Raw genomic sequence first — 25,063 nt, 5'->3', positions numbered from 1 at the left:
GAGCTCGGACGGGGCGGGGGGCATGTGAGAGGGGTGGGCGAGGGCGCGCCGGGGAGGCGGCGGTAGCCTGCGTCGTGTGACTGATCGTCCCGTCGACCCCGATGTCGATCTTCACGTTCCCGCGCAGCGGGCCGAGCCGCTCTGGCCGGTGCTCGCCGTGATCGCCCCCGGCGGCGCGCTCGGAGCGCTGGCCCGGCACGCCGTCCAGACGGCGCTGCCCGCAGGGCCGGCCGACTTCCCGTGGGCGACGTTCCTGGTAAACGTGTCCGGCTGCCTGCTCATCGGGGTGCTGATGGTGCTGATCACGGAGGTCCGCCCGGCCCACCGCCTGGTGCGGCCGTTCCTCGGGGTGGGGGTGCTGGGCGGTTACACGACGTTCTCGACGTACGCGGTGGACGTGCGGCGGACGGTCGAGGCGGGCGCGCCGCTCATCGGCCTGGTCTACCTGGTGGCCACGATGCTGGCGGCGGTGGCCGCGACGGCGGCCGGCATGTGGCTGACCCGCCGCGCCGCCGGCATTGTGCCCGGGATCGGTGCCCGATGACAGTCGTGCTCGTCGTGCCGGAGGCGGGTGTCCGATGACGATCGTGCTGATCGTGCTGGGGGCGGCGGTCGGGGCGCCGCTGCGGTACCTGGCGGATCGAGCGGTGCAGGCGCGGCACGACACGGTGTTCCCCTGGGGGACCCTCTCCGTCAACGTGAGCGGGTCGGCGGTGCTGGGCTTCGTGGCCGCGCTGCCGGTGGGCGACGGGGTGATGGCGCTGGTGGGCACGGGGTTCTGCGGCGCGCTGACGACGTACTCGACGCTGGGGTACGAGACGGTGCGGCTGCTGGAGGAGGGGGCCCGCTTCCACGCGGTCGCCAACGCCGTGGCCAGCGTGGTCGCGGGCCTCGGCGCGGCCTTCTGCGGCGCGGCCCTCGCCCAAGCCCTGCTCTGAGCCCGGGCCCTTGCCCTGAGCCCCAGCCCTGCTTTCAGCCCAGGCGCCGCTTCGAGAGGGGCGGCCCGCGCGCCCAGGCGCTGCTTCGCGTGGAGCCCGCTCAGGTTTTGAAGGGGAGAGTTACCGTGTAATCCAGTAAGCACATTGGAGGTCACGGTGGCCGATCCCCTCGACGCCTACTCCCAGGTCGTGTCTTCCGTGGCCGCCGAGCTGCTGCCCAGGGTGGCCAGCGTGCGGGCCGGGCGGGGCAGTGGTTCCGCCGTGGTGTTCACCGGCGACGGCTTCCTGCTGACCAACGCCCACGTGGTCGGCTACTCCCGCACCGGCACCGTCGCGTTCGCCGACGGCGTGTCCGGCGACTTCGAGGTGGTCGGGCGCGACCCGCTGTCCGACCTCGCCGTGATCAGGGCGCGCACCGCCACCCCGCCGCCGGCCGAGCTCGGCGACAGCGACAGGCTGGTGGTCGGCCAGCTCGTGGTGGCCGTGGGCAACCCGCTCGGGCTGACCGGCTCGGTGACGGCCGGGGTGGTGTCCGGGCTGGGCCGGTCGCTGCCCGCCCGGGCCGGCGCCGCCACCCGTCTGATCGAGGACGTCATCCAGACCGACGCCGCGCTCAACCCGGGCAACTCCGGCGGGGCGCTGGCCGACGCGCGGGCGCGGGTGGTCGGCATCAACACGGCCGTGGCCGGGGTCGGGGTAGGGCTGGCCGTGCCGATGAACGCCACCACCCGCTCCATCATCACCGCACTGATCAGGGACGGCCGCGTCAGGCGGGCGTTCCTGGGCCTGGTGACCTCGCCCGCGCCGCTGCCCGAGCACCTGCGCAGGAGCACCGGGCAGAACGGCGCCCTGCGCGTGGTCGAGGTGGTGCCCGGCTCGCCCGCGCACCGGGCCGGGCTGCGTGCCGGCGACCTCGTGCTGAGCGCCGGCCGTACCCCGGTGGGTGACGCGCAGAGCCTGCAGCGGCTGATGTTCGCCGACGCGATCGGACGGCCGTTACCCATCACCGTGCACCGCAACGGCGCGCTCGTGGACGTCATCGCCGAGCCGGTGGAACTCACCGGCTCGGGTGTGTGATCAGACCCTTATCGCTGAGCCGGCGACTGCTCCTGCGCCGCGGGCTGCTCCTGCGCCGGGGACGACTCATCCGCCGCGGGCGCCTCGACGGGCTCTTTGCTCCGGCGGGCCGCGGCCCACGAGCCGTCGCGCCGCGCCAGCAGCTCCTCCAGCAGCGCGTCCCACTTCTTCCCGACGACGTCGGGGTCGTACTTGTGCGCCGTCTCCAGCGCCCGCGCCGCGAGGTCCCGGCGCAACTGCTCGTCCTCGATCACCCGCATGATGGCGGCGGCGAGGTTCGCGTTGGTACGGGGCTTGACCAGCAGCCCGTCCACCTCGTTCTTGATCATTTCCTTGGGCCCGTGCGGGCTGTTGAAGCTGACGATGGCCAGCCCCTTCGCCATGGCCTCCAGGATCGTCATGGGGAAGCCCTCGTGCCGCGAGCTGAGCACGTAGATCGACGACTTCTCCAGCTCCGCGCCCACGTCGGTCGTCGGCCCCGGCAGCTCCACCTTGCCCTCAAGGCCCGCCTCGACGATCTGCTTGGCCAGGTTCTCCTCCTGCGGCCCCGCGCCGAAGATGCGCAGCTTCCAGTCCGGGTGCGCGGCGGCGACGGTCTCCCAGGCGGTGATCAGCCGGTGGAAGCCCTTGATCCGGGTCATCCGGCCGACCGCGACGGCCACCTTGGCATCGAGCTTGGACACCTCGCCCGACATCGGCGGCACGGCGTTGGGAATGCGGACCAGCTTGCGCGGCTGCTTCGGCAGCGTCTCGCGGTAGTCGGCCAGATCGGCTTTGGTGAGGGTGACCAGGGCGTCCAGGCGGCGGTAACGCCACTTGATCAGCTCCTGGATGGGTTCGGGCTGAGTACGCAACGCCACATGTTCCTGCCCGATCGTGATCACACCGGGCTGGGCTAATTGGGCGAGCGCGAGGTTGAGCCCCGGGCGGGTGGCCATGAGCACGCCGGTGTCGAGCGAACGGATGAAACGAGCCAGCTTGAGGTCGGTCCAGAGGTTGAACCTGTGGTACGCCGACTCCTCCTTGGGGAGGAGCCGGCTCGGCAGCTTCGACAACATGGCGCGCACCGGGTCGATGCCGGGATCGATCCGATCGTCCAGGAAACGGAACCTCACCCGGGGATCGATGGGGAAGAACGGCGCGTCCGCCTCCTTCAGCACGCTGACGATCTCCACGTCGTGCTCCTCGGCCAGGTAACTGGCCAGGTTGAACACGGTGCGGATGGTGCCCCCCATCCCGTTGGCGTGCAGCAGCAGGATGCGTACCTGCCGGATCGAGGGCGGCGGCGCGTCGCGCTTCTTGCGCCGGTTGTACTCCCGATAGAGCCGGACCATCGCCGACTTGCCCTTGCGTGCCAGTGCGCGCACTTAACAGATCCCCTTTTCACGGAAGAAGTCTCGACACACGTGACCGGCGGAGAGGGCTCGCCTCACCACCGGTCTCATACTTATTCGTCGGTGGAGCGCATTTGCTTTCATCCCCTGTGCGCTAACCCCACCTATGATCTTTAGACGCTTTGGGGATGCTTAAGGTTGCATGCGCGGCCGGTGCCGATGATCGGGAGTATGCGGGGGATTGTCGGCCAGCAGGTCAAGCGCCACGTCGATCGCCCGTTCGAGCTGCGTGTCCACGCCCCGCGCGTAATCCTGCGGGGTGATGTCCACCTCGATGTCGGGATCGGTGCCGTAGTTCTCCACCTGCCAGCCGACATCGTCGAAAGCGAAGGAGAACTCCGGCTGCGTGGTGAGCGTCCCGTCGGCCAGCCGGTGGCGTGGCCAGATGCCGATCACGCCGCCCCACGTGCGCTTGCCGACCAGCGGGCCGAGACCGAGCAGCTTGAAGGTGTGGCTGAAGATGTCGCCGTCCGAGCCCGCCCACTCGTTCGTGACCGCCACGATCGGGCCGCGCGGCGACTCGGGCGGGTACGGCTCGGGATCGCCCCACCGCGGATAGTCGTAGCCCAGCGGCCGCCTGGCCAGCTTCTCCAGCAGCAGCGCCGAGACATGGCCGCCGCCGTTGAAGCGCACGTCCACGATGAGCGCGTGGCGGTCGTACTCGGCCAGGAAGCCCCGGTGGAACTCCCCGAACCCCTCGGCCCCCATGTCGGGCACGTGCAGGTAACCGATCCGGCCGCCGGAGCGCTCGTGGCACTGGGCGCGGTTGAGGTTCACCCAGTCGCGGTAGCGGGCCGGCCGTTCGTCGGCGAGCGTGCGTACGGTGACCGTGAACACGCGCTTGCCGCGCCGCAGCGTCAGCTCGACCTCCTCGCCCGCCTGGTTGACCAGCCGCTCGTTCGGGGTGGCGGCCACCCCGATCGGCGCGCCGTCGATGGCCAGCACGGCGTCACCGGGGCGCACGTCGAGGCCGAGCCGGTTCAGCGGCGAGGTGGCCTTCGGGTCCCACAGGTCGCCGGTCACGAGGGCGCCGATGCGGTAGACGCCGCCGCGATACTGCCAGTCCACGCCCAGCTTGCCCTGCGTGTAGTCGGGGCCCGGCCGGTATTCGCCGCCGCTCTCGAAGGCGTGGCTGGTGGCCAGCTCCCCGTGCAGCTCCCACAGCAGGTCGGAGAACTCGCCGCGGGTCGTCACCCGGTCCACCAGCGGCTGATAGCGCTCGTACACGGCCGGCCAGTCCACGCCCGCCATGTCCTCGGTCCAGAAGTTCTCCAGCTGCAGCCGCCACGCCTCGCGGAACATCTGCCGCCACTCCGCCACCGGGCAGACCGACACCTTGACCCGCGACAGGTCGATCCAGCCGCTCTCACGCCCAGGGCTCTCCCCGTCGCCGGGCACTTCGCCCGCCTTGACCACCCGCAGCCGGTTCCCCGCCCGGTACAGCAGCGTCTTGTGGTCGCGGCCGAGCTCGAAGTCGTCCACGCCCTCGGCGAACAGCTCGTTGTGGCCGCCGGCGAAGTCGAACAGGTGCAGCGTGTCGTCCCCTTCGAGCGGGCTGGTCAGGATCAGCGCCTTGCCCTTCAGCCCCGCCACCCGCTCGTAACGGCCCTCCGGCAGCGGGAACGCGGTCACCCTGCGGGCCAGCCCGTCCACGTCCACGCGCAGCGGCTCCGGCTCGTCCTCCTCGTCGTCGTCCTTCGGCTCCTCCAGCGGGCGGGGCCGGGGCACGAACGGGTCCGGCGCGTCCGCCCGGAGCGCCACCGCGTACGGCCGCGTCCCCAGCGGGAACCCCAGGTCGAACTGGAGCTGGTCGTAGACAGGGGAGAAGACGCGCTGGCCGATGAAGTACAGGTAGCGGCCCTCCGGGTCGAAGGCCGGCATCGAGTCCTTGAGCGCCGGCTCGCTGGCCTGGACCGTGCGGCCGGTCGCCGGATGGTGCAGCTTGATCGCGGTGGACCGGGAGCTCGACGGGCTCGCGTACGCCAGCCACTCGCCGTCGTGCGACCAGGCCGGATCCTCCGGCGGGCCGTGCGGGTTGGCCTCGACCAGCTCAGATCGGCCCGTGGCCAGGTCGAGCACGTGCAGCTCGTCGCGGTGGTTGACGACCGCCACCCGGTCGTGCGCGGGATCGGGGACCAGCTCGTTGACCCGCCCCAGCCGGGCCACCTCCGTGCCCTGCCCGCCCTCGCCGCCCTCCAGGACGACCAGCCGCTCCTCGTCGCCGTCGTCGCTGGCCGCCGCGATCAGCCGGACGCCGTCGTTCAGCCAGGTCAGGAAGCGGTAGCGGACGCCGTCGGGGCGGCCGTGCTGGCGTACGGGGCCCTCCCAGTCCGCCATCGCGTACGCCTTGCCGCGCGCCGTGATCGCCAGCGCGCTGCCGTCCGGGCTCAGCCTGGCGCTGTCGAGATAGTCGGCGGCCTCCACGAACCTGCGGTTGAGCTGCGTCCTGGAGCTGGCCAGCCGCACCTCCAGCCGCCGCGGCCCCTCACCCGGGTCCAGCAGGAACAGCTCCGCGCCCGCGTGATAGACCAGGCGCTGCCCGTCGCCGGACAGGTTCCTGGCGTAGTAGTCGTCATGGTGGGTGAGCCGGTGCAGGTCGCCGCCGGTGGGGTCGCACGAGTAGACGTTGCCGACGCCCTCGTGGTCGGAGATGAAGTACACCCGGCCGCCGCTCCAGCAGGGCGAGGCCAGGTTGCCCGGCAACCTGATCAGCCGCCGGAACTCGCCGTCGCCGTGCGGATCGATCCACAGGTCGCCCACCGTCCCGCCGCGGTAGCGCTTCCATCGCGCCGGGTCCGCGGTGTTGCGGCCGAGCACGATCATGCCGCCGGGGCCGTACGCGATCGAGTTCGCCGGCCCGTACGGCAGCCGCTCCGGCACCCCGCCCGGCCTCACCCGGTGCAGCCATTTGCGGCCTTCGAACGGTTGTGACTGGTCGCTGGCGTACAGAATGCGGCCTTCCGGATCCCAGCCGGTCACCGTGCAGCGGGCGCCGTGGAACGTCACCCGGCGGGCCGCGCCGCCGCCGGACGGCATCACGTACACCTCTTCGGGCCCCTCCTCGCGTCCCACGAACGCGAGCTGGTCGCCGCGCGGCGAGATGCGCGGATAGCCGGCCTCGGCCAGCCCCGCGGTCAGCCGGAAGGCCCGCCCGCCCAGGGCGGAGACCATCCACAGGTCGTCCTCGGCGGCGAAGACCACCACGTCCTGGAAGACGGCGGGGAAGCGCAGGTAAGCCGACATGGAGCAGCTCCACGGTCGATCGGACGGCCGGGCCGCCCTGGGCCACGGCCGTCCGATCAGGTCACCGGCCGGGCAGCCTCGGCGAGCGACTGCCCCGGCCGTCCGATCATCTCCAGCCGAGCAGCCTCACCCGGTGACCGCCCGGACCGTCCGATCAGATCCGGCCGGACGGTCACCGTGGCGCCGGCCCGGCCGTCCGATCAGATCCGGCCGGACGGTCACCGTGGCGCCGGCCCGGCCGTCCGATCAGATCCGGCCAGACAGACACCGTGGCGTCCGCCCAGGCCCTCTGATCAGGTCTGGCCGGGCAGTCACTATGGCGTCCACCCCGGCCGTCCGATCAGGTCACCGGCCCGGCAGCCATCGGCAGGCTGCCCGGATGGTCACTCCTCGCCGGACGTCTTCTGGCTGTCCCGCTTCGTCTCCTTGACCTGCCGGCTGGTCTTGATGGCCTGCTTCTTCGACTTGCCGGACTTGGAAGCGGGTTTCTTCTTCGTGTCAGCCATGGAAATCTCCCCCCGAATGGATGAGATGCACCGTATTGGTGCACCACGGCCGTTAATACCCATCAAACGACGAAACCCGACATACCACCTACTCGTCTCCTCAATAACCCTTTCCCGCACGGGCTCACCCGTCCATCGTCGCCATGCGACCGTCCCCGCACCCGGCCGTCACCACATGCGGCCGTGTCCGCACCCACCCGTCACTACATGCGGTTGTCTCCATCCCCGGCTGCCACCGCGTGCGGTTGCCTCGATCTCTGACCGTCCCCGCGTGCCTCGGGTCAGGCGGGGACGGGATCAGAGCAGGCGCAACTGCTCCGGCTCGGGTGGGACCACAGGGCCCTCGGGGGTGATCGGAGGGCGGCGGCGGGACGGTGCGCGGCGGGCCATCGCCGGGACGGACCGGCCGACCCCATGGCGTTCGGCCAGCTCCCTGGCCAGGCCCGTCACCCGCTGCTGGTAGGCCTTGGGCGCGTAGGAGCCCCGCCCGTACAACTCCAGATAGCGCGGCACCAGGCGCGGGTGCTCGCGCGAGAGCCAGCTCAGCCACCACTCCCTGGCCCCCGGCCGCAGGTGCAGCACGATCGGGACGAGGTGGGTGGCGCCCGCCTCGGCGATCTCCTTGACTGTACGGTCGAGCTGGGCGGGGGAGTCGGTCAGATAGGGAAGGATCGGGGCCATCAGGACCCCGCAGGCGATGCCGTGGTCGTTGAGCGTCGCACACGTCTCCAGGCGGCGGCGCGGATTGGGCGTGCCCGGCTCGACGGCGCGCCACAACTCCGGATCCACGAACCCGACCGAGACGTCGGCGCTGACGTCGGTCACGTCGGCGGCCTCGGTGAGCAGGTCGAGGTCGCGCAGGATCAGCGTGCCCTTGGTGAGGATGGAGAACGGGTTGGCGGCGTCGCGCAACGCGGCCAGGATGCCGCGCATCAGCTGATATCGCCCCTCGGCGCGCTGGTAGCAGTCGACGTTGGTGCCCATGGCCACGTGGTGCCCACCCCAGCGAGGCGAGGCCAGCTCCTTGCGAGCCAGCTCGGCGGCGTTGACCTTCACCACGATTTTGGAGTCGAAGTCCGCCCCGGAATCCAAATCTAGATATTCGTGCGTTTTTCGGGCAAAACAGTAAATGCACTTATGAGAGCAACCCCGGTACGGGTTGATCGTGTACTCGAACGGAACCCGGCTGGCCGCGGGGACGCGGTTGATGATGGATCGGGCCCGGATCTCATAGAAGGTCATCCCACTGAATTCGGGCGTGTCGAACGTTCGGGTCACCGCGCCGCGAGCGAAGAGCGGCACGGCCGGATCGTCCCGGCCGGACCCGGCCAGGCGCAGGTTGTCCCAGCGCATGCCATGATTAGAACAAAGGTTCGAGCATGATCGCAAACCGAAAAGAGGTGGCAATTACTGGGTCAGGCGGGGGCTAATGATCTTCAGGGTTGGGCAGAAAGACGCCACAGAGCTTGCGTTCCGGAGGTGCACCCATGGCCTGGTCGCAGGACGAGGAGCGAATGCTGGCCCAGATCGAGCAGCACCTCGTCGACGACGATCCCCGACTCGTCGCACGACTGGAGTCGTTCAACGAGCGGGTTCGCCGCAGCGAGGAGAGGTCGAAGGGGCAGCCGGGTCCGAGGCACCGGCCACGCCGCTCGACGGTCATCATCGTCATCAGTTGGTTGCTCATCGCTACATTGGTCGCCACACTCTTGGTCATGGTTCTCAGCCACGAGGCCGCCACGGCCCTGGCCTTGGCAGTCTCCTTCTGACCGCACCCCAGCCGGCACCGACGTGAGAACGGCCGACCCACCCGAAGATCACGCCCATGAGGCGATGCCCCACGTCCCGCAGCGCACCACCCACGCCCGGGACAAGCCGGCCCGGGGGAGGCATTCGCAGCCGACCGGGTGTCCGAGCAGGGCCGTCGCAGACGTCCTGGCAAGCCCGTTGCCCACGGCCAGGTGCCAGGGGAAACCGTCGCGGTGGGCCGGGCGCCCTGATCGACCTCCTGCCGACCCTGGCGAGGCTCCCTGTTGGTGGGGGGACCACGGTGGCGGGACCACGGTGGCGGGGGGCCGTCACCTCGCGGGCGGTGACCCGCCACCGAGTACCTCAGCGGTGGTGACCCGGCGCTGGGAACCCCAGCGTGAGCAGGGGTAAAGTCCCGAAGATGATCGAACGGGACCTCACGATGGGCGACGGCCGCACGCTGCACGTCTACGACGCCGCGGAGAACGGACGGCTGCCCGTCGTATGGCACCACGGCACGCCGAACCTGGGCGCCCCGCCGGAGCCGCTCTTCGCCGCGGCCGACAGGCTCGGCCTGCGATGGGTGTCCTTCGACCGACCGGGCTACGGCGGCTCCAGCCCCGACCCCGGCCGCAGCGTGGCGTCGATCGCCCGCGACACCGCGGCGGTCGCCGACGCCCTCGGCCTCGACCGGTTCGCCGTCGCCGGCTACTCCGGCGGCGGAACCTACGCCCTGGGATGCGCCGCGTCGCTGGGCAGCCGCGTCCAAGCGGTGCTGACCCTGGCCGGCATCGCCCCGTACGGCGTGGAGGGGCTCGACTGGTTCGCGGGAATGGTCCCGTCCGGGGTGGCCGCGCTGGGCACGGCGGCGGCGGGCCGCGACGTGCGCACGGCACTGGCGACGTCCGCATTCCCCTACGACTGCGAGTTCACCGCCGCGGACCTGGCGTTGTTCGAGGGCCCGTGGGGATGGCTGGGCAAGGTCTCGGAACCGGCCCTCGACGCCGGCCCGTACGGCCAGATCGACGACGACGTCTCCTACACCCACGCCTGGGGCTGCGACCCCGCCGCCATCGAGGCCCCGACCCTCCTGCTGCACGGCACCGAGGACCGCATCATCCCCGCCACCCACGGAAAGTGGCTCGCGACCCACTGCCCGAACGCCGAACTGCGGCTTTGCGAGGGCGACAGCCACTTCACCATCGTCACCCACGCCGAATCCGGCCTGGACTGGTTGCGCAGCCGGCTCTGACACCCGGTGACGGCCTGTTGGGGCAACTTGTGGTGACGGCCTGTGGCGGCGAGCTGTGGCGACGAGTTGCAGTGCCGACCAGCCGTGACGACCAGCAGCAGGGTGCGGAAAGCGCAGCCGGACCATTCCTCCCGGCCTGCTGATGCCCCATGATGATCATATGCTTGATCACTACCGCGCTCTCTTCAAACGGCACCAGTGGCTCACGGACGGCGCCTGCTGGACGGTGGTGCAGCCCTTCGACGACGAGATGACGCCGGACGACCTCCTGTGGCGGATGAACGGAGGGCGCGACCCGGAGGAACTCACCGTGGACCACCCCATGGAGCTGGCTCTGAACGAGGACCTCACCCTGCTCTTCGTCTTCGAGGGCGACGGCGGGTACGGGTTCCTGGAGTGCACGTACGGCGACCCGCCGTCCGACGAACTGCTGCGCACGCTCGACCGCGAGGACTTCGACGGCAGACGCGCCACGGCGCTCGCCTTCATCGAGGCAGCCACCGGGGTCGGCATCGAGATCGACTGGCTGGACGGCGAGCAGACGACAGTGACCGTCCTCGACAATCCGGTCAGCTAGTCGGAGCTACGGGGTCCGCTGATCGGGCAGACCCGGTGCCTGGTGGCCGCTGGCGAGTGAGTACTTTCGTCCGCTGGACCGATGCCCGAGCCCTGGGGTCAGACCGTGCCCTCACCGGTGGTCAGGGGTCTTGGCCGCTGATGGGATATCGTGCTCGACCCCTTGCCCGAACGGCGTCGTCAGCGGCAGTGCCCGGCCGCGGAGCAGGGCGTCCACAAGGGCCGGACGGGGCTGCAGCCGTGTACCCGATTGCTGGGCCGGCCGCGCTATGCCCGGCTGACAGGATGCCAGGCCCGTTTCGCTAACGTGATCTGGAGCCCCACCAGGGGGACCCAGGCAGTGAGGAAGATCGTCGATGAGCCGCCAGCATACGTACCAGACCGTCGTGACCTGGACCGGCGACAAAGGCACGGGCACCAGTGGTTACCGCGACTACGGCCGCGAGCACGAGCTGTCGGCCGAGGGCCCGCCCACCATCCCGGGCAGCGCCGACCCCGCCTTCCGTGGCGACCCGGCCCGCTGGAACCCCGAGCAGTTGCTGCTCGGCTCGCTCTCCCAGTGCCACATGCTCTGGTACCTGCACAAATGCGCCATGGCCGGGGTGGTCGTCACCGCGTACGCCGACACGGCGACCGGCACGATGGCCGAGACCGCGGACGGCGGCCACTTCACCGAGGTGGTGCTCCACCCGATGGTCACGGTGGCCGCGCCCGAGATGACCGAAACCGCCCTCGCGCTGCACGCCGACGCCCACAAGTCCTGCTACATTGCCGCCTCGGTCAACTTCCCGGTCCGCCACGAGCCGACCGTCCAAACGGCCGCCTGACCGCGGTCTGGGCCAGGCGACGACCTGGCCTGAGCCGCTCGTTCTCGCGCCGCCGTCTCGCCCGCCGCCTTCGCCGCGTCTCGTTCCGGCGGTGTCTGGTTCCGCCGTGCCCGGTTTCGGCTGCGTCCGGTTCCCGCCGCGTCTAGCTCTCGTCGTGGGACGACTGCCGAGGCCGGGCGCGTACGTGCGCGCGTACCCCTTGCAGGCCGAACAGGACCAGCAGCTCCACCGCGCCGCCGTCCGCGCTCCCCAGCCAGTGCGGCAGCGACGTGTCGAACTCGGCGATCTCGCCAGCCGTCATCGTCAGGTCGCGCTCGCCGAGCACCAGCCGCAGGTGGCCGTTGAGCACGTACAGCCATTCGAAGCCCTCGTGCGTCTGCGGCGTCGGTTCGAGCGGTTCGGGGCGGGCGGGGATGATCATCTTGAACGCCTGCGTGCTGCCGGGTCGCCGGGACAGCGGAACGAAGATCATCCCGTACCGCCGGATCGGCTTCAGATGGATCCGGGGGTCACCCGTGCGCGGGGCGCCGACGAGGTCGTCCAGCGGGACGTCGTAGGTGCGGGCCAGCGGCAGCAGCAACTCCAGCGTCGCCCGGCGCTGCCCACTCTCCAGCCGGGACAGCGTGCTCTCCGAGACTCCCGTCGTCGCCGCAAGGTCGGCCAGGGTGATCCCGCGCGCACGGCGCAGCGCCCGCAGCCGCGGTCCCACCGCGCCGAGCACCTCCTCCGTCGCGCCGTCCACGAGGCCATCTTGCCAGAACCGCAAGAACGCGTGCCAGATCGGGCAGGTCTGGGGAGACTGAGCGAGTTCCGATTTGAGGCGCCTTACGGCCTGACACGCGTTCCGGCCTGGTGCGGCATTCGGATCGTGAACGTCCTGATGAGCGCAGCCACCCGGCAGCAGAGGGAGTTTCGATGAGCACCACCGACATGACCACGTTCTGGGACGGCTTCTACGCGGCCCGGCCCGCGGCCACCGCCCCGCGCCCGAACGACCGCCTCGCCGAGACGGTCGCCGATCTGCCGCCCGGCGACGCGCTGGACCTCGGCTGTGGCGACGGCGGTGACGCGCTGTGGCTCGCCCGCCAGGGGTGGCACGTCACCGCCGTCGACATCTCGGCCGTCGCGGTCGAGCGGCTCGCCGGCCTCGCCCGCTCATCCGGCCTGGACGACCGGATCGTCACGGAACGGCATGCCTTGCACGAGTCGTTCCCGCAGGGCGAGTTCGACCTGATCTGCGCCCACTACCTGCACACCCCGTTCGACGTGGACCGTCCGGCCATCCTGCGTACGGCTGCGCACGCGCTGCGTACGGGCGGGCGATTGCTGGTGGTCGATCACGGTTCGAGCATGCCGTGGTCATGGAAGCAAGACCCCGACGCTCACTATCCGTCCCCGCAGGAGATCGCCGCAGGCATCGGCCTGGACCCGGCGGCGTGGACGGTCGAGCGCGCCGACGCGCCCCGCCGAATCGCGACCGGACCCGGCGGCCGCACCGCCGAGGTCACCGACCACGTCCTCCTCATCCGCCGCACAGCTTGACCATCCACATGTCGGTCCGAGTCCGACCATGTGCCGGTCCGAGCTCGCGACGACCCCGCACGGCCTGGCCCGCGCCGGAGCCGTTCCCGTACGAAGGGGATCACCATGCCCACCGCCTCCCGCCGCCGCGACACTCCGCCACCCCGTACCGGAGGCACCGAGATCGAGGTCCTGCGCGGCTTCCTCGACTACCTGCGCGCGTCGATCGCCGCGAAGGTCGACGGCGCCCCTGAACCCCAAGTCCGCACCCCCGCCGTACCCTCCGGTACGAACCTGCTCGGCCTGCTCAACCACCTCACCTTCGTCGAACGCGCCACCTTCCTCGGGGAGGAGGTCACCCGCTGGCAGGCGACGTTCCACGCCGCGCCGGCGGACAGCGTCGCCGACGTCGTCGGCCGCTACCGGGAGACGGTCGAGCGCGCGAACGACGTCCTCGACGGCTGCACCGACCTCGGCGCCCCGCTGCCCAGGCCGGGCCGTCCAGGGCCGAGCGTCCGCTGGGCGCTCACCCACCTGATCGAGGAGACCGGCCGCCACGCCGGCCACGCGGACATCCTGCGCGAACTGATCGACGGCGCGACCGGCCGCTGACCAACCCCAGCAGCATTTCCAGACCGGAAGTCCGAGGTCTCAAGCAGCGGTCGTGGCGTTGCTCTTCCTGAGCGCCGTCCGCCGGGCCGGCCCGCTGAAATCCGGCCCAATCGCTGTTCTTCCCGCATGGCATACTCCCTTTCCGTCTGACGATCACTTCCGAGAGGCGGGAAATATGCGAGCGGTCTTATGGCGATTAGCCGCTGCTGTGTCAGCTCTGTTGCCGACGATGTATTCCCCGTGCGGCTGGGCCAGGACGACACCAGGTTCCTGCGACATCGCGAACCCGGACGCCGGCCTGGGGATCGGCGCGCTCGCCTCGATGATCGTGCGCGGGAATTCGCCGGTGTTCTGGCTGACGGTCATCGAGTCCGCGCTGCTGCTGTTCGCCTTTCCCGCACCGCTGGTGGCGCTGACGGGAAAATGGCGCGGACGGCGGTTCGCTCGCGCCGTGACCGCATTTCTGGTCGCCGGTGGATGCGTCAACGTCCTGGCGAACGCTTTCGGCAGGGTGCTGGGCAGCGAGCGTTTCCTGGTCGTCGTTTTCGACGCGCTTCCCGTGAACGGCCGGGACCTCCCGTCCATCTGACTCGGCCTCTCACTTCTGGCCGCCGCTTATGCCGTACGCCGGGCCGCCAGGGAACCAGGCGAAGCCGGTTCGTAACGCCGAGCGCGTGCATGCGCAGCGGTTGCCTGATCCTTGCCCGTGCATGGGACGGGGTGGGAAATGTCAGGACGGGGGGTTCTGATGGACGTGAAACACCAGCGGGCGGAGACCAACGGGGTCCGGCTGCACTACGTCACCGCCGGTTCCGGGCCGGCCGTTCTGTGCCTGCACGGCTGGCCGGAGACGCACCGCGAGTACCTGGTCGTCATCGAGCGGCTGGGCCACAAGTACCGTTTCATCGTCCCGGACCTGCGGGGTTTCGCCGACAGCGACAAGCCGTTCAGCGGCTACGACCCCATGACGATCGCGGCCGACCTGCTGGGCCTGGCCGACGCCGAGCACGCGGAGCGTTTCCACATCCTGAGCCATGACCTCGGCGGGCCGGCTTCCGTCGCTCTCGCCTACCTGGCGGCCGATCGTGCCCTGTCGCTGTCGGCGATCGAGACGCCGTTCTTCGGCCTCGATTACCCGGGCTACGTGGATCCCCGCGTGGCGTACTGGCACCTCGTCCTGCACATGAACATGGACGTCACCCGCTTCCTCGTCGAGGGCCGCGAGGAGCAGTACCTGCGGCACTTCTTCCGCGATTTCGCCTACGACCCGACCGCGATGCCCGAATCGGAGATCCAGGCGTACGTGACGCAGATGCGCCAGCCCGGCAACCTGCGCGCGAGTCTCAACCTGTACGGCTCCATACCGGAGGCGGCCGAGCAGACGAAGCGGCTGACGACCGACAAACTCACCGTGCCGATGATGGCGTGGGGCGGCCGGTCGTCGTTCGGCGCCCACTGTTTCGACAGTGCCAGGGCCATCGCGGCGAACGCGTACGGCGGAGTCATCGAGCAGTGCGGTCACTGGGTGTTCCAGGAGCGGACCGACTTCATCTGCGCGGAACTCGACCGGTTCTGGTCCGGCTGAAGGCGCCGGAACCGCAGAGTCACGAACAACCCTTGCCGGACCAATACTCGCCGCCGTATACTCGCACACGAGTATACGGAGTAGGGGAAGGTGCGGCATGGCCCAACGGCGCCCGGTGAGTAACCTGCTGGCTCTGGCCGTGCTCACCGTCGCCGTCCAGCGCCCGATGCACCCGTACGAGATGGCCTCCATCCTGCGTGCCCGTGGCAAGGACCAGGACATGCCCATCAAATGGGGCACCCTCTACACGGTCGTCCGCAACCTCGACAAACACGGCCTGCTGGAGGCGGTCGAGAGCGGACGGCAGGGCGCCCGTCCCGAGCGGACCGTCTACCGCGTCACCGAGGCGGGCCGCCGGGAGGCCGAGGACTGGACCCGCGAGCTGCTGTCCACCCCCAAGCTGGAGCCGTCCTCGTTCGAGGCCGGCCTGTCGGTGATGGGCGGATTGACCCCCGACGAGGTGACGGAGCTGCTGCGGCGCCGGCTCGGGTCGCTGGAGGAGCGGATCGAGGCCGACCGGCGGGCGCTGGAGGAGCAGCGGGGCGAGTTGCCCAGGTTGTTCCTCGTCGAGTCCGAGTACGCGCTGGCGATGCTGGAGGCGCAGGCCGGCTGGGTGCGTTCGCTGCTGGTGGAGCTGGCCGAAGGCACTTTCCCCGGCCTGGACGCCTGGCGCGACTTTCACCGGACCGGCCGCATGCCGCCCGGCCTCGCCGAACTCGCGGAAAGGGGAGCGACAGAAGAGTGAAAAAGCCCGGCGGAGGTGCGGCAACACCACCGCCGGGAGACCTCGCCGACCGAAAGACCCGCGAAGCGGAGCCCCGGCCCACGAGATGGCAGATCCCACGATAGCCGGGCTTCCTTCGCGTGCAGACCGTACGGACCTTCCGTACGGAAACGAGAAACGATGGGAGCCCCATGACCACGACCACCATCGGCACTGTCACGTCCGCCGACGGCACCGAGATCGCCTACCACGAGGTCGGGCACGGCCCCGGCCTGGTGATCCTGCACGGCGCCATGCAGACAGGACACAGCCAGATCGAGCTGGCCCAGGCCCTGTCCGACGCCTTCACCTGCTACCTCCCCGACCGCCGAGGACGGGGCCGCAGCGGCCCGGCCGGCCCCGATTACGGCCTGCGGAGCGAGATCGAGGACCTGGAGGCGCTGCTCGACGCCACGCAAGCGCCGTACGTGGCCGGCGTCAGCTCAGGCGCGATCATCACGCTGCGCACCCTGCTCGAACGTCCGGACATACGCAAGGCCGTCGTCTTCGAGCCCCCGCTGTTCGAGGACGCGAACGCTTTCCCGTCAGACTGCCTGCCGCGCCTGGACCGCGAGCTGGCCGCAGGCAAGACCGCGGCCGCGCTCGTCACCGGCATGAAGGCCGCCCGGCTGGGCCCGCCGATCTTCCAGGCCCTGCCCCGTCCGGTGCTGGAGCTGCTCACCACCCTGATGCTGAAGCGTCAGGACGGGCAGTCGTTCGGGCAGCTGGCGCCGACGCTGCGCCAGGACCTGGAGCTGGCCGCGCGGGCCGCAGGAGACCTGGCGGTGTACCGTCCGGTACGGGCCGAGGTGCTGCTGCTCGGCGGCACCAGAAGCCCCGCCTACCTGCGTTCGGCACTCGCGGGGCTGGAGCGGGTCCTGCCGCGCGCCCGCCGCGTGCTGATGGAGGGCCTCGACCACAGCGCCACCTCCAACGCCGCCCAGCGCGGCCACCCCGACCGGGTGGCCACCGAAATCCGCCGCTTCCTCCTGAAAACCGCAAATCCGGACGCCGCCAACCCGGACGCAAACGACCCAGGTGCCGCAAAACCGAACGCCACCGCTCCGGATGCCGCAAACCTGGACGCCGCCGACCCGGAGGGCTCCAGCCTCACAGATGCTTGAGGAACGTGGCCGCCACCGGGGCGGCGACGGCCCCGCCGCCGCCCCCGCCCTCCACGACCACGGCGAACGCCACATCCCCCTTGAACCCCATGAACCAGGCGTGCGACTCCAGCTTCTCGCCGGTCCCGTACTCCGCCGTCCCCGTCTTGCCGTGAGTGCCCGCGGGCAGCCCCGCCGACTTGGCGGTGCCCTTGGTGACCACGGCCGACATCATCGTGTGCAGCCCGGACTTCACCCCGTCGGGCAGCTCGCGTTCGGTGGCCTTCTGCTTGATCGAGGGCACCAGTGTCGGCGGACGCCAGGTGCCGTCGGCGATGGCCGCGGCGACGGAGGCCATCGTCAGCGGGCTGGCCGTGATCCTGGCCTGCCCGAACGCCTCGGCGGCCAGCTCGGCGTCCGACGTGGCCTTGGGGAAGCTGGGTTTGGCGGCGGGCACGCCGATGTTGAGCGGCTGGTTGAAGCCGACGCTTTCGGCAGCTTCGAGCAGCTTGTCGGTCCCCAGCTTCTGCTCGGCCAGCGGCGCGAAGGTCGTGTTGCACGAGTGGGCGAAGGAGTCGAGGAACGACAGGCTGCCGAACTCCTCCTTGTCGGAGTTGCGGATCTTGAGCCCGCCGACGTTGGCGTACATGGGGCAGGTCACCTTGTCCTCGGGTGACATCCCGGCCGCCAACAGCCCGATCGCGGTGACCGCCTTGAACGTCGAGCCCGGCGGGTAGCGGCCGTCGAGCGCCCGGTTGAACCCGCCCACGTTGTTGACCACGGTCAGGATCCCGCCCGTCGAAGCCCGGATCGCGACCAGCGAGGCGGGCTTCTTGACGGTCTTGATCGCGGTCACGGCGGCGGCCTGCGCCTCGGGGTCGAGCGTGGTCTCGACCGGCTCGCCCTCGGCGCCCTCGATGGTCTTCAGCGTCTTGTCGCCGAGCCGGATCTCGGTCGCGGGCCGGCCGGCCAGCCGCTTCTGGAAGGTCTCCTGCAACCCGCCGCGCCCCACCGCCTGCCCGACCTTGTAGGCCGAGCCCAGCTTGGCCACGTCCTTCTTGGTGGCCTTGTCGAGGTAGCCGACGAGCTGCTGCACCGACCCGCCGACCGTGCCGGTGTCGATGCGCTCGCCGGAGGCGTCGGTGATCTTGGCGCGGTCCGGCCAGCTGGTCTTGAGCGAGAACGCCGCTCCCTGCGTCATCGACGGGTACAGCGTCGTGGGCTTCCAGTCGACCTTCCAGGTGCGGTCGGCCACCACCAGGCCGATCTCGCCCTCGTAGGTCCACTCGCCGAGGTTCTTCAGGTTGAGCGTGGCGGTGTAGGGGACGGTGGCGCGGTCGTCGCCCTCGGTGACCCGGCCCAGCTTGATCGCGGCCGACTCGACCGCGAGCGCGCTGCGCTGCTGGTCGTAGGCGCCCAGCTGCTGCGGCGTGGCCAGCTCGCGGGTCATGGCGCTCTTGTCGCCGGCCTGCCAGGCCGCGGCGAAGCGCTGCGCGGTCTCGGCCGGGGTGCCCCTGGTGTGCAGCACGTAGTACGCCCCGCCGGCCGCGGCCCCCACCGCGAGCACGGTGGCGCCGGAAACGATCGCGATGGTACGACCCCGTGCCACTGATCAGCCCCCTGTTTCCCGACGCCAGGCGTCCGAGCCCGGCGTCGTGCTATGACATGCCATTGGATGCCTTGTAACTGGCCGCGTAGGTCGGCACGTATTCCTGCCCCGACAGCCGCTGGATGGCCATCATGATCTCGTCGGTCACCCGCCGCCGGTCGCGCGCCTTGGTGTGGTCGCCCTCGAACCGCATCGGCGCCCCGATCGTGATGCCGATGGGGGCGGGCCTGGGCACCTTCGCGCCCACGGGCAGCACCTTCTCGGTGCCGCTGAGCGCCACCGGCAGCACCGGCGCGCCGGTCTTCAGCGCCAGCCAGGCCACCCCGATCTTGCCACGATAGAGGCGGCCGTCGGGGGAGCGGGTGCCCTCCGGGTGGATGCCGAACAGCTCACCCCGCTCCAGCAGCGCGGCGGCGTCGTCGAGCATGGCCTGCGCGGCGTGCGCGCTCTCGCGGTCGATCGGCAGGCTGCCGCCCAGCCGCATGAAGAAGCCGGAGACGGGGTTGCCGGAGAAGTACTCGTTCTTGGCCGTGAACGTCACGTGGCGGGGCAGCAGCGCGGGCAGCAGGAACGAGTCGAGGATCGAGAGGTGGTTGACGGCCAGGATCGCGGGGCCGGTCCGCGGCACGTGCGCCGCGCCGGAGATGTGCGGACGGCACATCGCGTTGGCGAGCGGCGCGGAGGCGAACTTGACCACTTCGTACAGCAACGAGCTCTCCTGATCATCGGGCGGGCGGCCACCCCACAATAAAGCAGGCGCCCCGCCGGTGCGGCGGGACGCCTGGGAAAGCTTTTAGGCCGATGTGGCGGTCGCCTCCTCGGCGAGGTGCACAACACGGCTCCAGCCGAACGGTATTCCGTGAAGGCGGTAATTTGCGGCCCGGGGGACACAGACCACATCGGCAATCTTGAGTTAAGCACACCGTCCGGCAGGAAAGGTAATCGCGGCTTCCGCTTTGAGCGTGGTTTCGACAGGTCGCGGGCCCTCAGGCCCTCGCTCCAGGCGGCCGAGCCGAGCATCAGGCCCCCTGCCCAGTACGGCTGGGCCACCCTCAGGTCCTGGTCCAGTGGGGCTGGGCCACGTCGAAGACCCGCTGCTCGCGCCCCCGCAACGCCACCTCGGCGAACTGCCACAGGATCGCCCCCGTCGGCGCGTGGATCACGATGGAGGGCCCCAGCGGCATCTGCAGCAGCTTCCCCTTCCAGCGCGGCACCCCCGGCGCCAGGAAGCGTTCCAGCGGCACCGCGTGCACCGAGGCCACCTCGCGCGGATCGGGCACCGGCTCCTGCCGGCCGCCGAACGCCACCACCGGCGTGATCACGAACCCCGAGTCGGTGACGAAGTCGTCGAGCAGCCCGGCCACCTCGACGCCGGTGACGCCGGTCTCCTCGGCCAGCTCGCGCAGCGCCGCCGCCACGGGCTGCTCGCCGTCGTCGGCCCGCCCGCCGGGCAGCGCCCACTGCCCGGGGTTGCGGCCCCTGGCGGCGCGCCTGATCACGATGACGTACGGGCCGCCTCCGGCGTCCTCCAGCACGCACACGGTGACGGCGGCGCGGCGCACGCCCCCGGCCGGCGGGACCTGCCGGCGGTCGAAGGCGGACAACCGGGCGGTGACCTGCTCGCGCAGCGCGTCGATGGGCGAAAGCACCCCTCAAGGATCGCACGGGGCCGCACGGACGGCCCTGGAGCCGTACGTCAGCGCGGGACCAGCAGGATGCTGAGCATCGTCCCGGCCAGCATGGCCGCGCCCGCGGCGATGGCCGCCCAGCGGCCCAGGGGCTCGCCGCGGGTGTGGCCGACGATGCCCAGCACGACGCCCGCCAGGCCGAACAGCACCGGGACGTACAGGACGGCCACCACGGCGCAGACGAACCCGATGATCGACAGGACCTGGTCGCTCACCCGAGGCCGGCGCGCGGGAGCCGGCGGTGGCGGCCGGCCGGGATCGTCGCCTGGGGGCGGGTCCTGCGAAGCGGTCACGGGCGGCTCCTTCCTGAGGGTGAACCACATCACACACCGAACGGCAGGCCCTGTCGAGCCACGCGTACCCGGCATCTGCCCATTTCAGGCGGCTGCCGCGGGCAGGGCGAGCTCCGGCGGCAGCGGCCGGGCGTGCACGACGTCGAGGCGGGAGACGGCACGGGTGAGGGCCACGTACAGGCGGTTGAGTCCGCGCCGCTCCGCCTCGGCGATGGCGGCCGGCTCGGCCAGGACGACGTGGTCGTACTCCAGGCCCTTGCACAGCGAGGCGGGCACGACGCTGAGCCGGCCGCTCACGTCCAGGCCGTCGTTCCACAGCGCGGACGTCAGCGCCTCCACCTCGGCGTCGGCCGCGATCACCCCGACCGAGCCCTCGAACGTGAGCGCGTCGCGCACCGCCGCGACCACCCCCTCGCCCAGCCCGGCGGCGCGCGTCACCCGCAGCCGGCCGTCCGACCGGTACGAGCGCGTCGCCGGCACCTGCACCTCCAGCGCCGTCAGCAGCGTGTTGGCCAGATCCACCACCGCCGCCGGCACCCGGAAGCCGGTCGTGAGCGCGATCACCTCGCCGTCCGGCTTGCCCAGCAGCTCCATGCGCGGCGCCCACGAGGTGGCGGCCCACGGCGTGGTGCCCTGCGCCAGGTCGCCCAGCACGGTCAGCGAGCCGTGTTCGCTGCGCCTGGCCACGGCCCGGCACTCCATGGGCGACAGGTCCTGGGCCTCGTCCACGATGACGTGCCCGTAGCCGCGCGGACGCTCGATCAGACCGGCGAGCTCGTCCAGCAGGACCAGGTCGGCCGCCGTCAACCGGGCGCTCTTGACGCCGCGGGGCGGCCTGGCCCAGGTGACGGCCGCGCGTTCGGCCTCGGTCAGCACGCCGCGCGCCGGGTCGGGGGCGTCGCCCGAGGGGCCGCGCAGCACCTCGTACAGGATCTCCTGCGGTTTGACGGCGGGCCAGACGCCGTCCAGCCACGCGGTGACGCCGCGGCCGATCCGGCGCAGCCAGGCGGCGTTCGCCGTCGCGCCGCGCGACTCGGCCTGGCGGCGCACGGCCGCCACCACGCGGGCCCTGACGCGTTCGCGGCCGACGCCGTAGGGGAGGGACTCGCGCCGGGTGTCGTCCACGATGCGGCGCAGCTCGTCCTCGGGCACGCGCCAGCGGTAGGAGCCGTCGGCGATCGCGACCGGCTCGACCGGCTTGCGCACGCGGCCGTACAGGGCCCGGCGCAGCACCCGTGCCATGCGTACGTCGTGCTTGACCACGGCCGCCTCCTCCGTGTCCTCGGCCGTGACGGGGACCGTCGCGAGCAGCCGTTCCAGCGTGGTCTGCTCGACGTCCACCTCCCCGAGCGCGGGCAGGACGGCGGAGATGTAGCCGAGGAAGGCCCGGTTCGGGCCCAGCACCAGCACGCCGTCGCGGCCGAGGCGGCGGCGGTGCGCGTAGAGCAGGTAGGCGGCCCGGTGCAGGCCGACGGCGGTCTTGCCGGTGCCGGGCGCGCCCTGGACGCAGATCGAGGTGTCCAGCTCGGCGCGTACGAGATCGTCCTGCTCGGGCTGGATCGTGGCGACGATGTCGCGCATCGGGCCGACGCGGGGCCGCTCGATCTCGGCGGCGAGCAGCGTGCCTCCGCCCTCCTCGCCGCGCGCGAGCCGTTCGTCCTCGAAGCTCGTCAGCGTGCCGTCCGACCAGCCGAAACGCCGGCGTACGGCGACACCGAGGGGGTCGCGGGCGCTGGCCCGGTAGAACGCCCGCGCGACCGGCGCGCGCCAGTCGATCACCTCGGGCGGGCCGCCGCGCTCGCCGCTGATGTGCCGCCTGCCGATGTGGTACGCGCGCCCGCCGTGCTCGGCCGAGTCCGCGCCGAAGTCGAGCCGGCCGAAGAACGGCGGGCCGTCGGGCTCCTCGCTCAGCTCCTTGGCCAGGCTCTTGAGGTGGCGTCCCAGGCGTTCGGCGCTGTAGCGGTCGCCGGCCACGGTCTCACCGACGATCACGTTGTCCCGTGCGCCGTCCAGCATCCTGCGCAGGCCGGCCCGGCAGCGTTCGACGTGCTCGCGCTCCTCGTCGAGCGTTCCCATCACACCTCCAAAAACGTTAACCGGGTTAAGAGATTGACCAGGTTAACACTTTGATAGAGTGCGTCTATGACGGGACTGCGGGAGCTGCAGCGGCGGCGGGTGCACGAGTCGATCTCGGAGGCGGCCATCCGGCTGTTCCTGGAGCGCGGCTTCGATGAGGTGCCCGTGACGGAGATCGCGGCGGCGGCGGGAGTCTCGAAGCCGACGCTGTTCAAGTACTTCGCGTCCAAGGAGGACCTGGTCCTGCACCGCATCGCCGACCATCTCGGGGAGTCGGCCCGGGTGGTGCGCGAGCGGGAGTCCGGGCTGAGCCCGCTGGAGGCGCTGCTCCGCCACTTCCTCGACCGGCTGGCCGCGCACGACCCCGTCACGGGGCTCAACGACCATCCTGACGTGGTGGCGTACCACCGCCTGGTGTTCTCCACCGCGCCGAGCCTGCTGGCGCGGCTGCACCAGCACATGGCCCGCGACGAGGAGGCCCTGGCGGAGGCGCTGGAGGGACCCCATGACCGCCTGACCGCGGCACTGCTGGCCGGCCAGGTGATGGCCACGCAACGGGTGCTGGCCCGGCGCAACTGGTCGATGCTCGCCGACGGCCGCCCGATGGCCGAGGTGGAGCCGGAGGCGGTGCGCGCGGCCGGACGGGCCTTCGCGATGTTGTCCGCCTGACTTTACCCAGCGGGCGTTTTCACGCCTGGCGAACACCTTTCCCCGCCCAGTTTGGCCAGGTGAGACGGGGTGCAGTTGATACGCTGACGATCTCTTCACCAATTGCAAAGTTATGCAATTGGGGACAAGGTGGGGTTGTCTTTACCCAGAAGGAGTGATCATGGGCGAACCTTTCATGCGTGCATGCAGTCACAGGATCGGCTCGAACGGTGACACAACGTGAGTGCGGTGCTCGCCGCGAGCTGGGGCCGCGTCCGAAGCGTGCTGCCCGAACGCGCCGCGCTGGCCGCCATGCGCGACCGTCCCAGTGACGACCTGCTGGCCGGCCTCACGGTGGCGATCGTCGCGCTGCCGCTGGCGCTCGGCTTCGGCATCTCCTCCGGCCTCGGCGCCACCTCCGGCCTGGCCACCGCCGTGGTCGCCGGAGCGCTCGCCGCGCTGTTCGGCGGCTCGGCCCTGCAGGTGTCGGGCACCAGCGGCGCCATGACCGTCGTGCTCATGCCGATCATGAGCGCCCACGGCGCCACCGGCGTCCTGACCGTCGGCCTGCTCGCCGGGCTGCTCCTCGTCGGGCTGGCCCTGGCGCGCGCCGGCCGCTACATGGCCCTGGTGCCGGCGCCCGTCGTCGCCGGCTTCACCGTCGGCATGGCCGGCGTCATCGCGCTGCAGCAACTCCCGCACGCGCTCGGGGTCCCCGCCCACGACAGCGACAAAATCGCCGTCGTGGCCTGGCACGCCGTCATGGACTTCCTGTCCAGGCCGCACTGGTGGGCCATGTCCACCACGCTGACCGTCGCGGCGGTGCTGCTGGTGGTGGCGAGCGTACGGCCGGCGCTGCCGCTCTCGCTCGTCGTCGTGGCCGCCGTCACCCTCGTCGTGGAGCTGGCCGGGCTGCCGCTGGCCAGGATCGGCCACCTGCCCGCCGGGCTGCCCGCGCCGTCGCTGGCGTTCCTCGACCTCCAGGTGCTGCCGTCGCTGCTCGCCCCGGCCGTCGCCGTGGCCGCGCTGGCGGCGCTGGAGTCGCTCCTGTCGGCCGCCGTCGCCGACAACATGACCGGACACCACCGGCACGACCCCGACAGGGAGCTGTTCGGACAGGGCATCGCCAACCTCGTCACACCGATGTTCGGCGGCATGCCCGGCACCGGCGCCATCGTGCGCACCGCCGTCAACGTGCGCTCAGGCGCTCACTCCCGGCTCGCGGCGCTGGCCCACGCCCTGATCCTGGGCGCCATCGTCTACCTGGCCGCCGGCCTCGTCGCCAAGATCCCCCTCGCCGCGCTCGCCGGCGTGCTGCTGGCCACGGCCGTGCGGATGGTGGAGATGGACGCCGTACGCGCCATGTTCCGCAGCACCCGCGGCGACGGCCTGGTGCTCGTCCTGACCGCCGTCGCCACCCTCACCCTCGACACCGTCCTGGCCGTCATCCTCGGCCTGGTGGTGGCCGGAGCGCTGGCGTGGGGGGGGGGGGCGCCCCCCCCCCCCCCCCCCCCCCGCAAACCCCCCCCCCCCCCCCCCCCGCCCCCCCCCCCCCCCCCGGCCCCCCGGCGCGGCCCGCCCCACCACACCCAAACCCGCCGCG

The 25,063-nt window shown here is 71.2% G+C and carries 25 protein-coding genes; 15 read left to right on the top strand and 10 right to left on the bottom strand.

Translation table 11 applies throughout. The annotated features are described in order from the left end of the window. Positions 1-76 precede the first annotated feature (76 nt). The 3 genes from crcB (AB0C28_RS52210) to AB0C28_RS52200 all read left to right on the top strand — a co-directional run bounded on the left by crcB (AB0C28_RS52210) (position 77) and on the right by AB0C28_RS52200 (position 2,015). Positions 77-544, top strand: coding sequence for a fluoride efflux transporter CrcB (gene crcB, locus AB0C28_RS52210; protein ID WP_357849645.1), 468 nt, complete (start codon positions 77-79; stop codon positions 542-544). 34 nt (positions 545-578) lie between these two features. Beyond that, positions 579-938 (top strand): fluoride efflux transporter CrcB, encoded by a 360-nt coding sequence (gene crcB, locus AB0C28_RS52205; protein WP_346112753.1) that lies wholly within the window; start codon positions 579-581, stop codon positions 936-938. A gap of 156 nt (positions 939-1,094) precedes the next feature. Continuing rightward, positions 1,095-2,015 (top strand): trypsin-like peptidase domain-containing protein, encoded by a 921-nt coding sequence (locus tag AB0C28_RS52200; RefSeq protein WP_357849642.1) that lies wholly within the window; start codon positions 1,095-1,097, stop codon positions 2,013-2,015. 8 nt (positions 2,016-2,023) lie between these two features. Here AB0C28_RS52200 and AB0C28_RS52195 read toward each other — a convergent pair whose 3' ends face one another. The 4 genes from AB0C28_RS52195 to AB0C28_RS52180 all read right to left on the bottom strand — a co-directional run bounded on the left by AB0C28_RS52195 (position 2,024) and on the right by AB0C28_RS52180 (position 8,511). Continuing rightward, entirely contained in the window at positions 2,024-3,382 is a 1,359-nt protein-coding gene (locus AB0C28_RS52195) for a glycosyltransferase family 4 protein (RefSeq protein WP_358084416.1), read from the bottom strand. 159 nt (positions 3,383-3,541) lie between these two features. Continuing rightward, positions 3,542-6,652, bottom strand: coding sequence for a PDZ domain-containing protein (locus AB0C28_RS52190; protein WP_358084414.1), 3,111 nt, complete (start codon positions 6,650-6,652; stop codon positions 3,542-3,544). A 383-nt stretch (positions 6,653-7,035) separates the two neighbouring features. Next, a complete protein-coding gene (locus AB0C28_RS52185; protein ID WP_357849632.1) occupies positions 7,036-7,158 on the bottom strand; it encodes a hypothetical protein in 123 nt (40 codons plus the stop codon). A 297-nt stretch (positions 7,159-7,455) separates the two neighbouring features. Further along, a complete protein-coding gene (locus tag AB0C28_RS52180) occupies positions 7,456-8,511 on the bottom strand; it encodes an Rv2578c family radical SAM protein (protein ID WP_358084411.1) in 1,056 nt (351 codons plus the stop codon). A gap of 134 nt (positions 8,512-8,645) precedes the next feature. Here AB0C28_RS52180 and AB0C28_RS52175 point away from each other — a divergent pair, with 134 nt between their 5' ends. From AB0C28_RS52175 to AB0C28_RS52160, 4 genes are all read left to right on the top strand, one after another. Next, positions 8,646-8,927: a DUF3040 domain-containing protein gene (locus AB0C28_RS52175; protein WP_346112745.1), complete on the top strand. Its 282-nt coding sequence runs from the start codon at positions 8,646-8,648 to the stop codon at positions 8,925-8,927. 401 nt (positions 8,928-9,328) lie between these two features. After that, entirely contained in the window at positions 9,329-10,159 is an 831-nt protein-coding gene (locus AB0C28_RS52170) for an alpha/beta hydrolase (RefSeq protein WP_357849625.1), read from the top strand. 160 nt (positions 10,160-10,319) lie between these two features. Beyond that, entirely contained in the window at positions 10,320-10,736 is a 417-nt protein-coding gene (locus tag AB0C28_RS52165; RefSeq protein ID WP_358084408.1) for a hypothetical protein, read from the top strand. Positions 10,737-11,091: 355 nt separating this feature from the next. After that, on the top strand, positions 11,092-11,562 hold the full coding sequence (locus AB0C28_RS52160; RefSeq protein WP_357849619.1) for an OsmC family protein: 471 nt from the start codon (positions 11,092-11,094) through the stop codon (positions 11,560-11,562). A gap of 142 nt (positions 11,563-11,704) precedes the next feature. Here AB0C28_RS52160 and AB0C28_RS52155 read toward each other — a convergent pair whose 3' ends face one another. Beyond that, positions 11,705-12,304 (bottom strand): XRE family transcriptional regulator, encoded by a 600-nt coding sequence (locus AB0C28_RS52155; RefSeq protein WP_358084406.1) that lies wholly within the window; start codon positions 12,302-12,304, stop codon positions 11,705-11,707. A gap of 173 nt (positions 12,305-12,477) precedes the next feature. Here AB0C28_RS52155 and AB0C28_RS52150 point away from each other — a divergent pair, with 173 nt between their 5' ends. The 6 genes from AB0C28_RS52150 to AB0C28_RS52125 all read left to right on the top strand — a co-directional run bounded on the left by AB0C28_RS52150 (position 12,478) and on the right by AB0C28_RS52125 (position 17,167). After that, complete coding sequence (locus tag AB0C28_RS52150) at positions 12,478-13,104, top strand: class I SAM-dependent methyltransferase (protein ID WP_357849614.1); 627 nt, start codon at positions 12,478-12,480, stop codon at positions 13,102-13,104. A 105-nt stretch (positions 13,105-13,209) separates the two neighbouring features. Further along, positions 13,210-13,695, top strand: coding sequence for a DinB family protein (locus AB0C28_RS52145; protein WP_358084403.1), 486 nt, complete (start codon positions 13,210-13,212; stop codon positions 13,693-13,695). A gap of 52 nt (positions 13,696-13,747) precedes the next feature. Further along, positions 13,748-14,284 carry a hypothetical protein gene (locus AB0C28_RS52140; RefSeq protein ID WP_358084400.1) on the top strand — a complete coding sequence of 179 codons (537 nt, stop codon included), beginning with the start codon at positions 13,748-13,750 and terminating at the stop codon, positions 14,282-14,284. Positions 14,285-14,443: 159 nt separating this feature from the next. Next, positions 14,444-15,280 (top strand): alpha/beta hydrolase, encoded by an 837-nt coding sequence (locus AB0C28_RS52135; RefSeq protein WP_358084397.1) that lies wholly within the window; start codon positions 14,444-14,446, stop codon positions 15,278-15,280. A gap of 97 nt (positions 15,281-15,377) precedes the next feature. Continuing rightward, positions 15,378-16,025 carry a PadR family transcriptional regulator gene (locus AB0C28_RS52130; protein ID WP_358084394.1) on the top strand — a complete coding sequence of 216 codons (648 nt, stop codon included), beginning with the start codon at positions 15,378-15,380 and terminating at the stop codon, positions 16,023-16,025. Between the two features lie 170 nt (positions 16,026-16,195). Then, on the top strand, positions 16,196-17,167 hold the full coding sequence (locus AB0C28_RS52125) for an alpha/beta hydrolase (RefSeq protein ID WP_358084391.1): 972 nt from the start codon (positions 16,196-16,198) through the stop codon (positions 17,165-17,167). On the opposite strand, the gene AB0C28_RS52120 is transcribed toward AB0C28_RS52125, so the two are convergent. The 5 genes from AB0C28_RS52120 to AB0C28_RS52100 all read right to left on the bottom strand — a co-directional run bounded on the left by AB0C28_RS52120 (position 17,154) and on the right by AB0C28_RS52100 (position 22,812). Next, positions 17,154-18,755: a penicillin-binding transpeptidase domain-containing protein gene (locus tag AB0C28_RS52120; protein WP_358084389.1), complete on the bottom strand. Its 1,602-nt coding sequence runs from the start codon at positions 18,753-18,755 to the stop codon at positions 17,154-17,156. The two genes, AB0C28_RS52125 and AB0C28_RS52120, sit on opposite strands and share 14 nt — an antisense overlap. A 49-nt stretch (positions 18,756-18,804) precedes the next feature. Beyond that, the gene (locus AB0C28_RS52115; RefSeq protein WP_357849592.1) at positions 18,805-19,464 is read right to left on the bottom strand and encodes a lysophospholipid acyltransferase family protein; all 660 of its coding nucleotides are present in this window, start codon (positions 19,462-19,464) and stop codon (positions 18,805-18,807) included. 343 nt (positions 19,465-19,807) lie between these two features. Next, the gene (locus tag AB0C28_RS52110) at positions 19,808-20,404 is read right to left on the bottom strand and encodes a CoA pyrophosphatase (RefSeq protein ID WP_357849589.1); all 597 of its coding nucleotides are present in this window, start codon (positions 20,402-20,404) and stop codon (positions 19,808-19,810) included. Positions 20,405-20,451: 47 nt separating this feature from the next. Beyond that, entirely contained in the window at positions 20,452-20,736 is a 285-nt protein-coding gene (locus AB0C28_RS52105; protein WP_357849586.1) for a hypothetical protein, read from the bottom strand. Positions 20,737-20,820: 84 nt separating this feature from the next. Next, positions 20,821-22,812 (bottom strand): ATP-binding domain-containing protein, encoded by a 1,992-nt coding sequence (locus tag AB0C28_RS52100; RefSeq protein WP_358084386.1) that lies wholly within the window; start codon positions 22,810-22,812, stop codon positions 20,821-20,823. A 66-nt stretch (positions 22,813-22,878) separates the two neighbouring features. On the opposite strand from AB0C28_RS52100, the gene AB0C28_RS52095 reads away from it, so the two are divergent. Together AB0C28_RS52095 and AB0C28_RS52090 are read left to right on the top strand one after the other, a co-directional pair. Continuing rightward, positions 22,879-23,481 carry a helix-turn-helix domain-containing protein gene (locus tag AB0C28_RS52095; RefSeq protein WP_358084384.1) on the top strand — a complete coding sequence of 201 codons (603 nt, stop codon included), beginning with the start codon at positions 22,879-22,881 and terminating at the stop codon, positions 23,479-23,481. A 291-nt stretch (positions 23,482-23,772) separates the two neighbouring features. Further along, positions 23,773-25,063, top strand: a 1,291-nt coding sequence (locus AB0C28_RS52090) for a SulP family inorganic anion transporter (protein ID WP_358084493.1), incomplete at its 3' end; no start/stop codon positions are given.

The sequence above is a fragment of the Nonomuraea sp. NPDC048892 genome (assembly GCF_040649735.1).
Classification (GTDB): Bacteria; Actinomycetota; Actinomycetes; order Streptosporangiales; family Streptosporangiaceae; genus Nonomuraea; species Nonomuraea maheshkhaliensis.
Note: the sequence above shows the minus strand (reverse complement) of the source record. Positions and strands in the feature narration are given on the sequence as shown.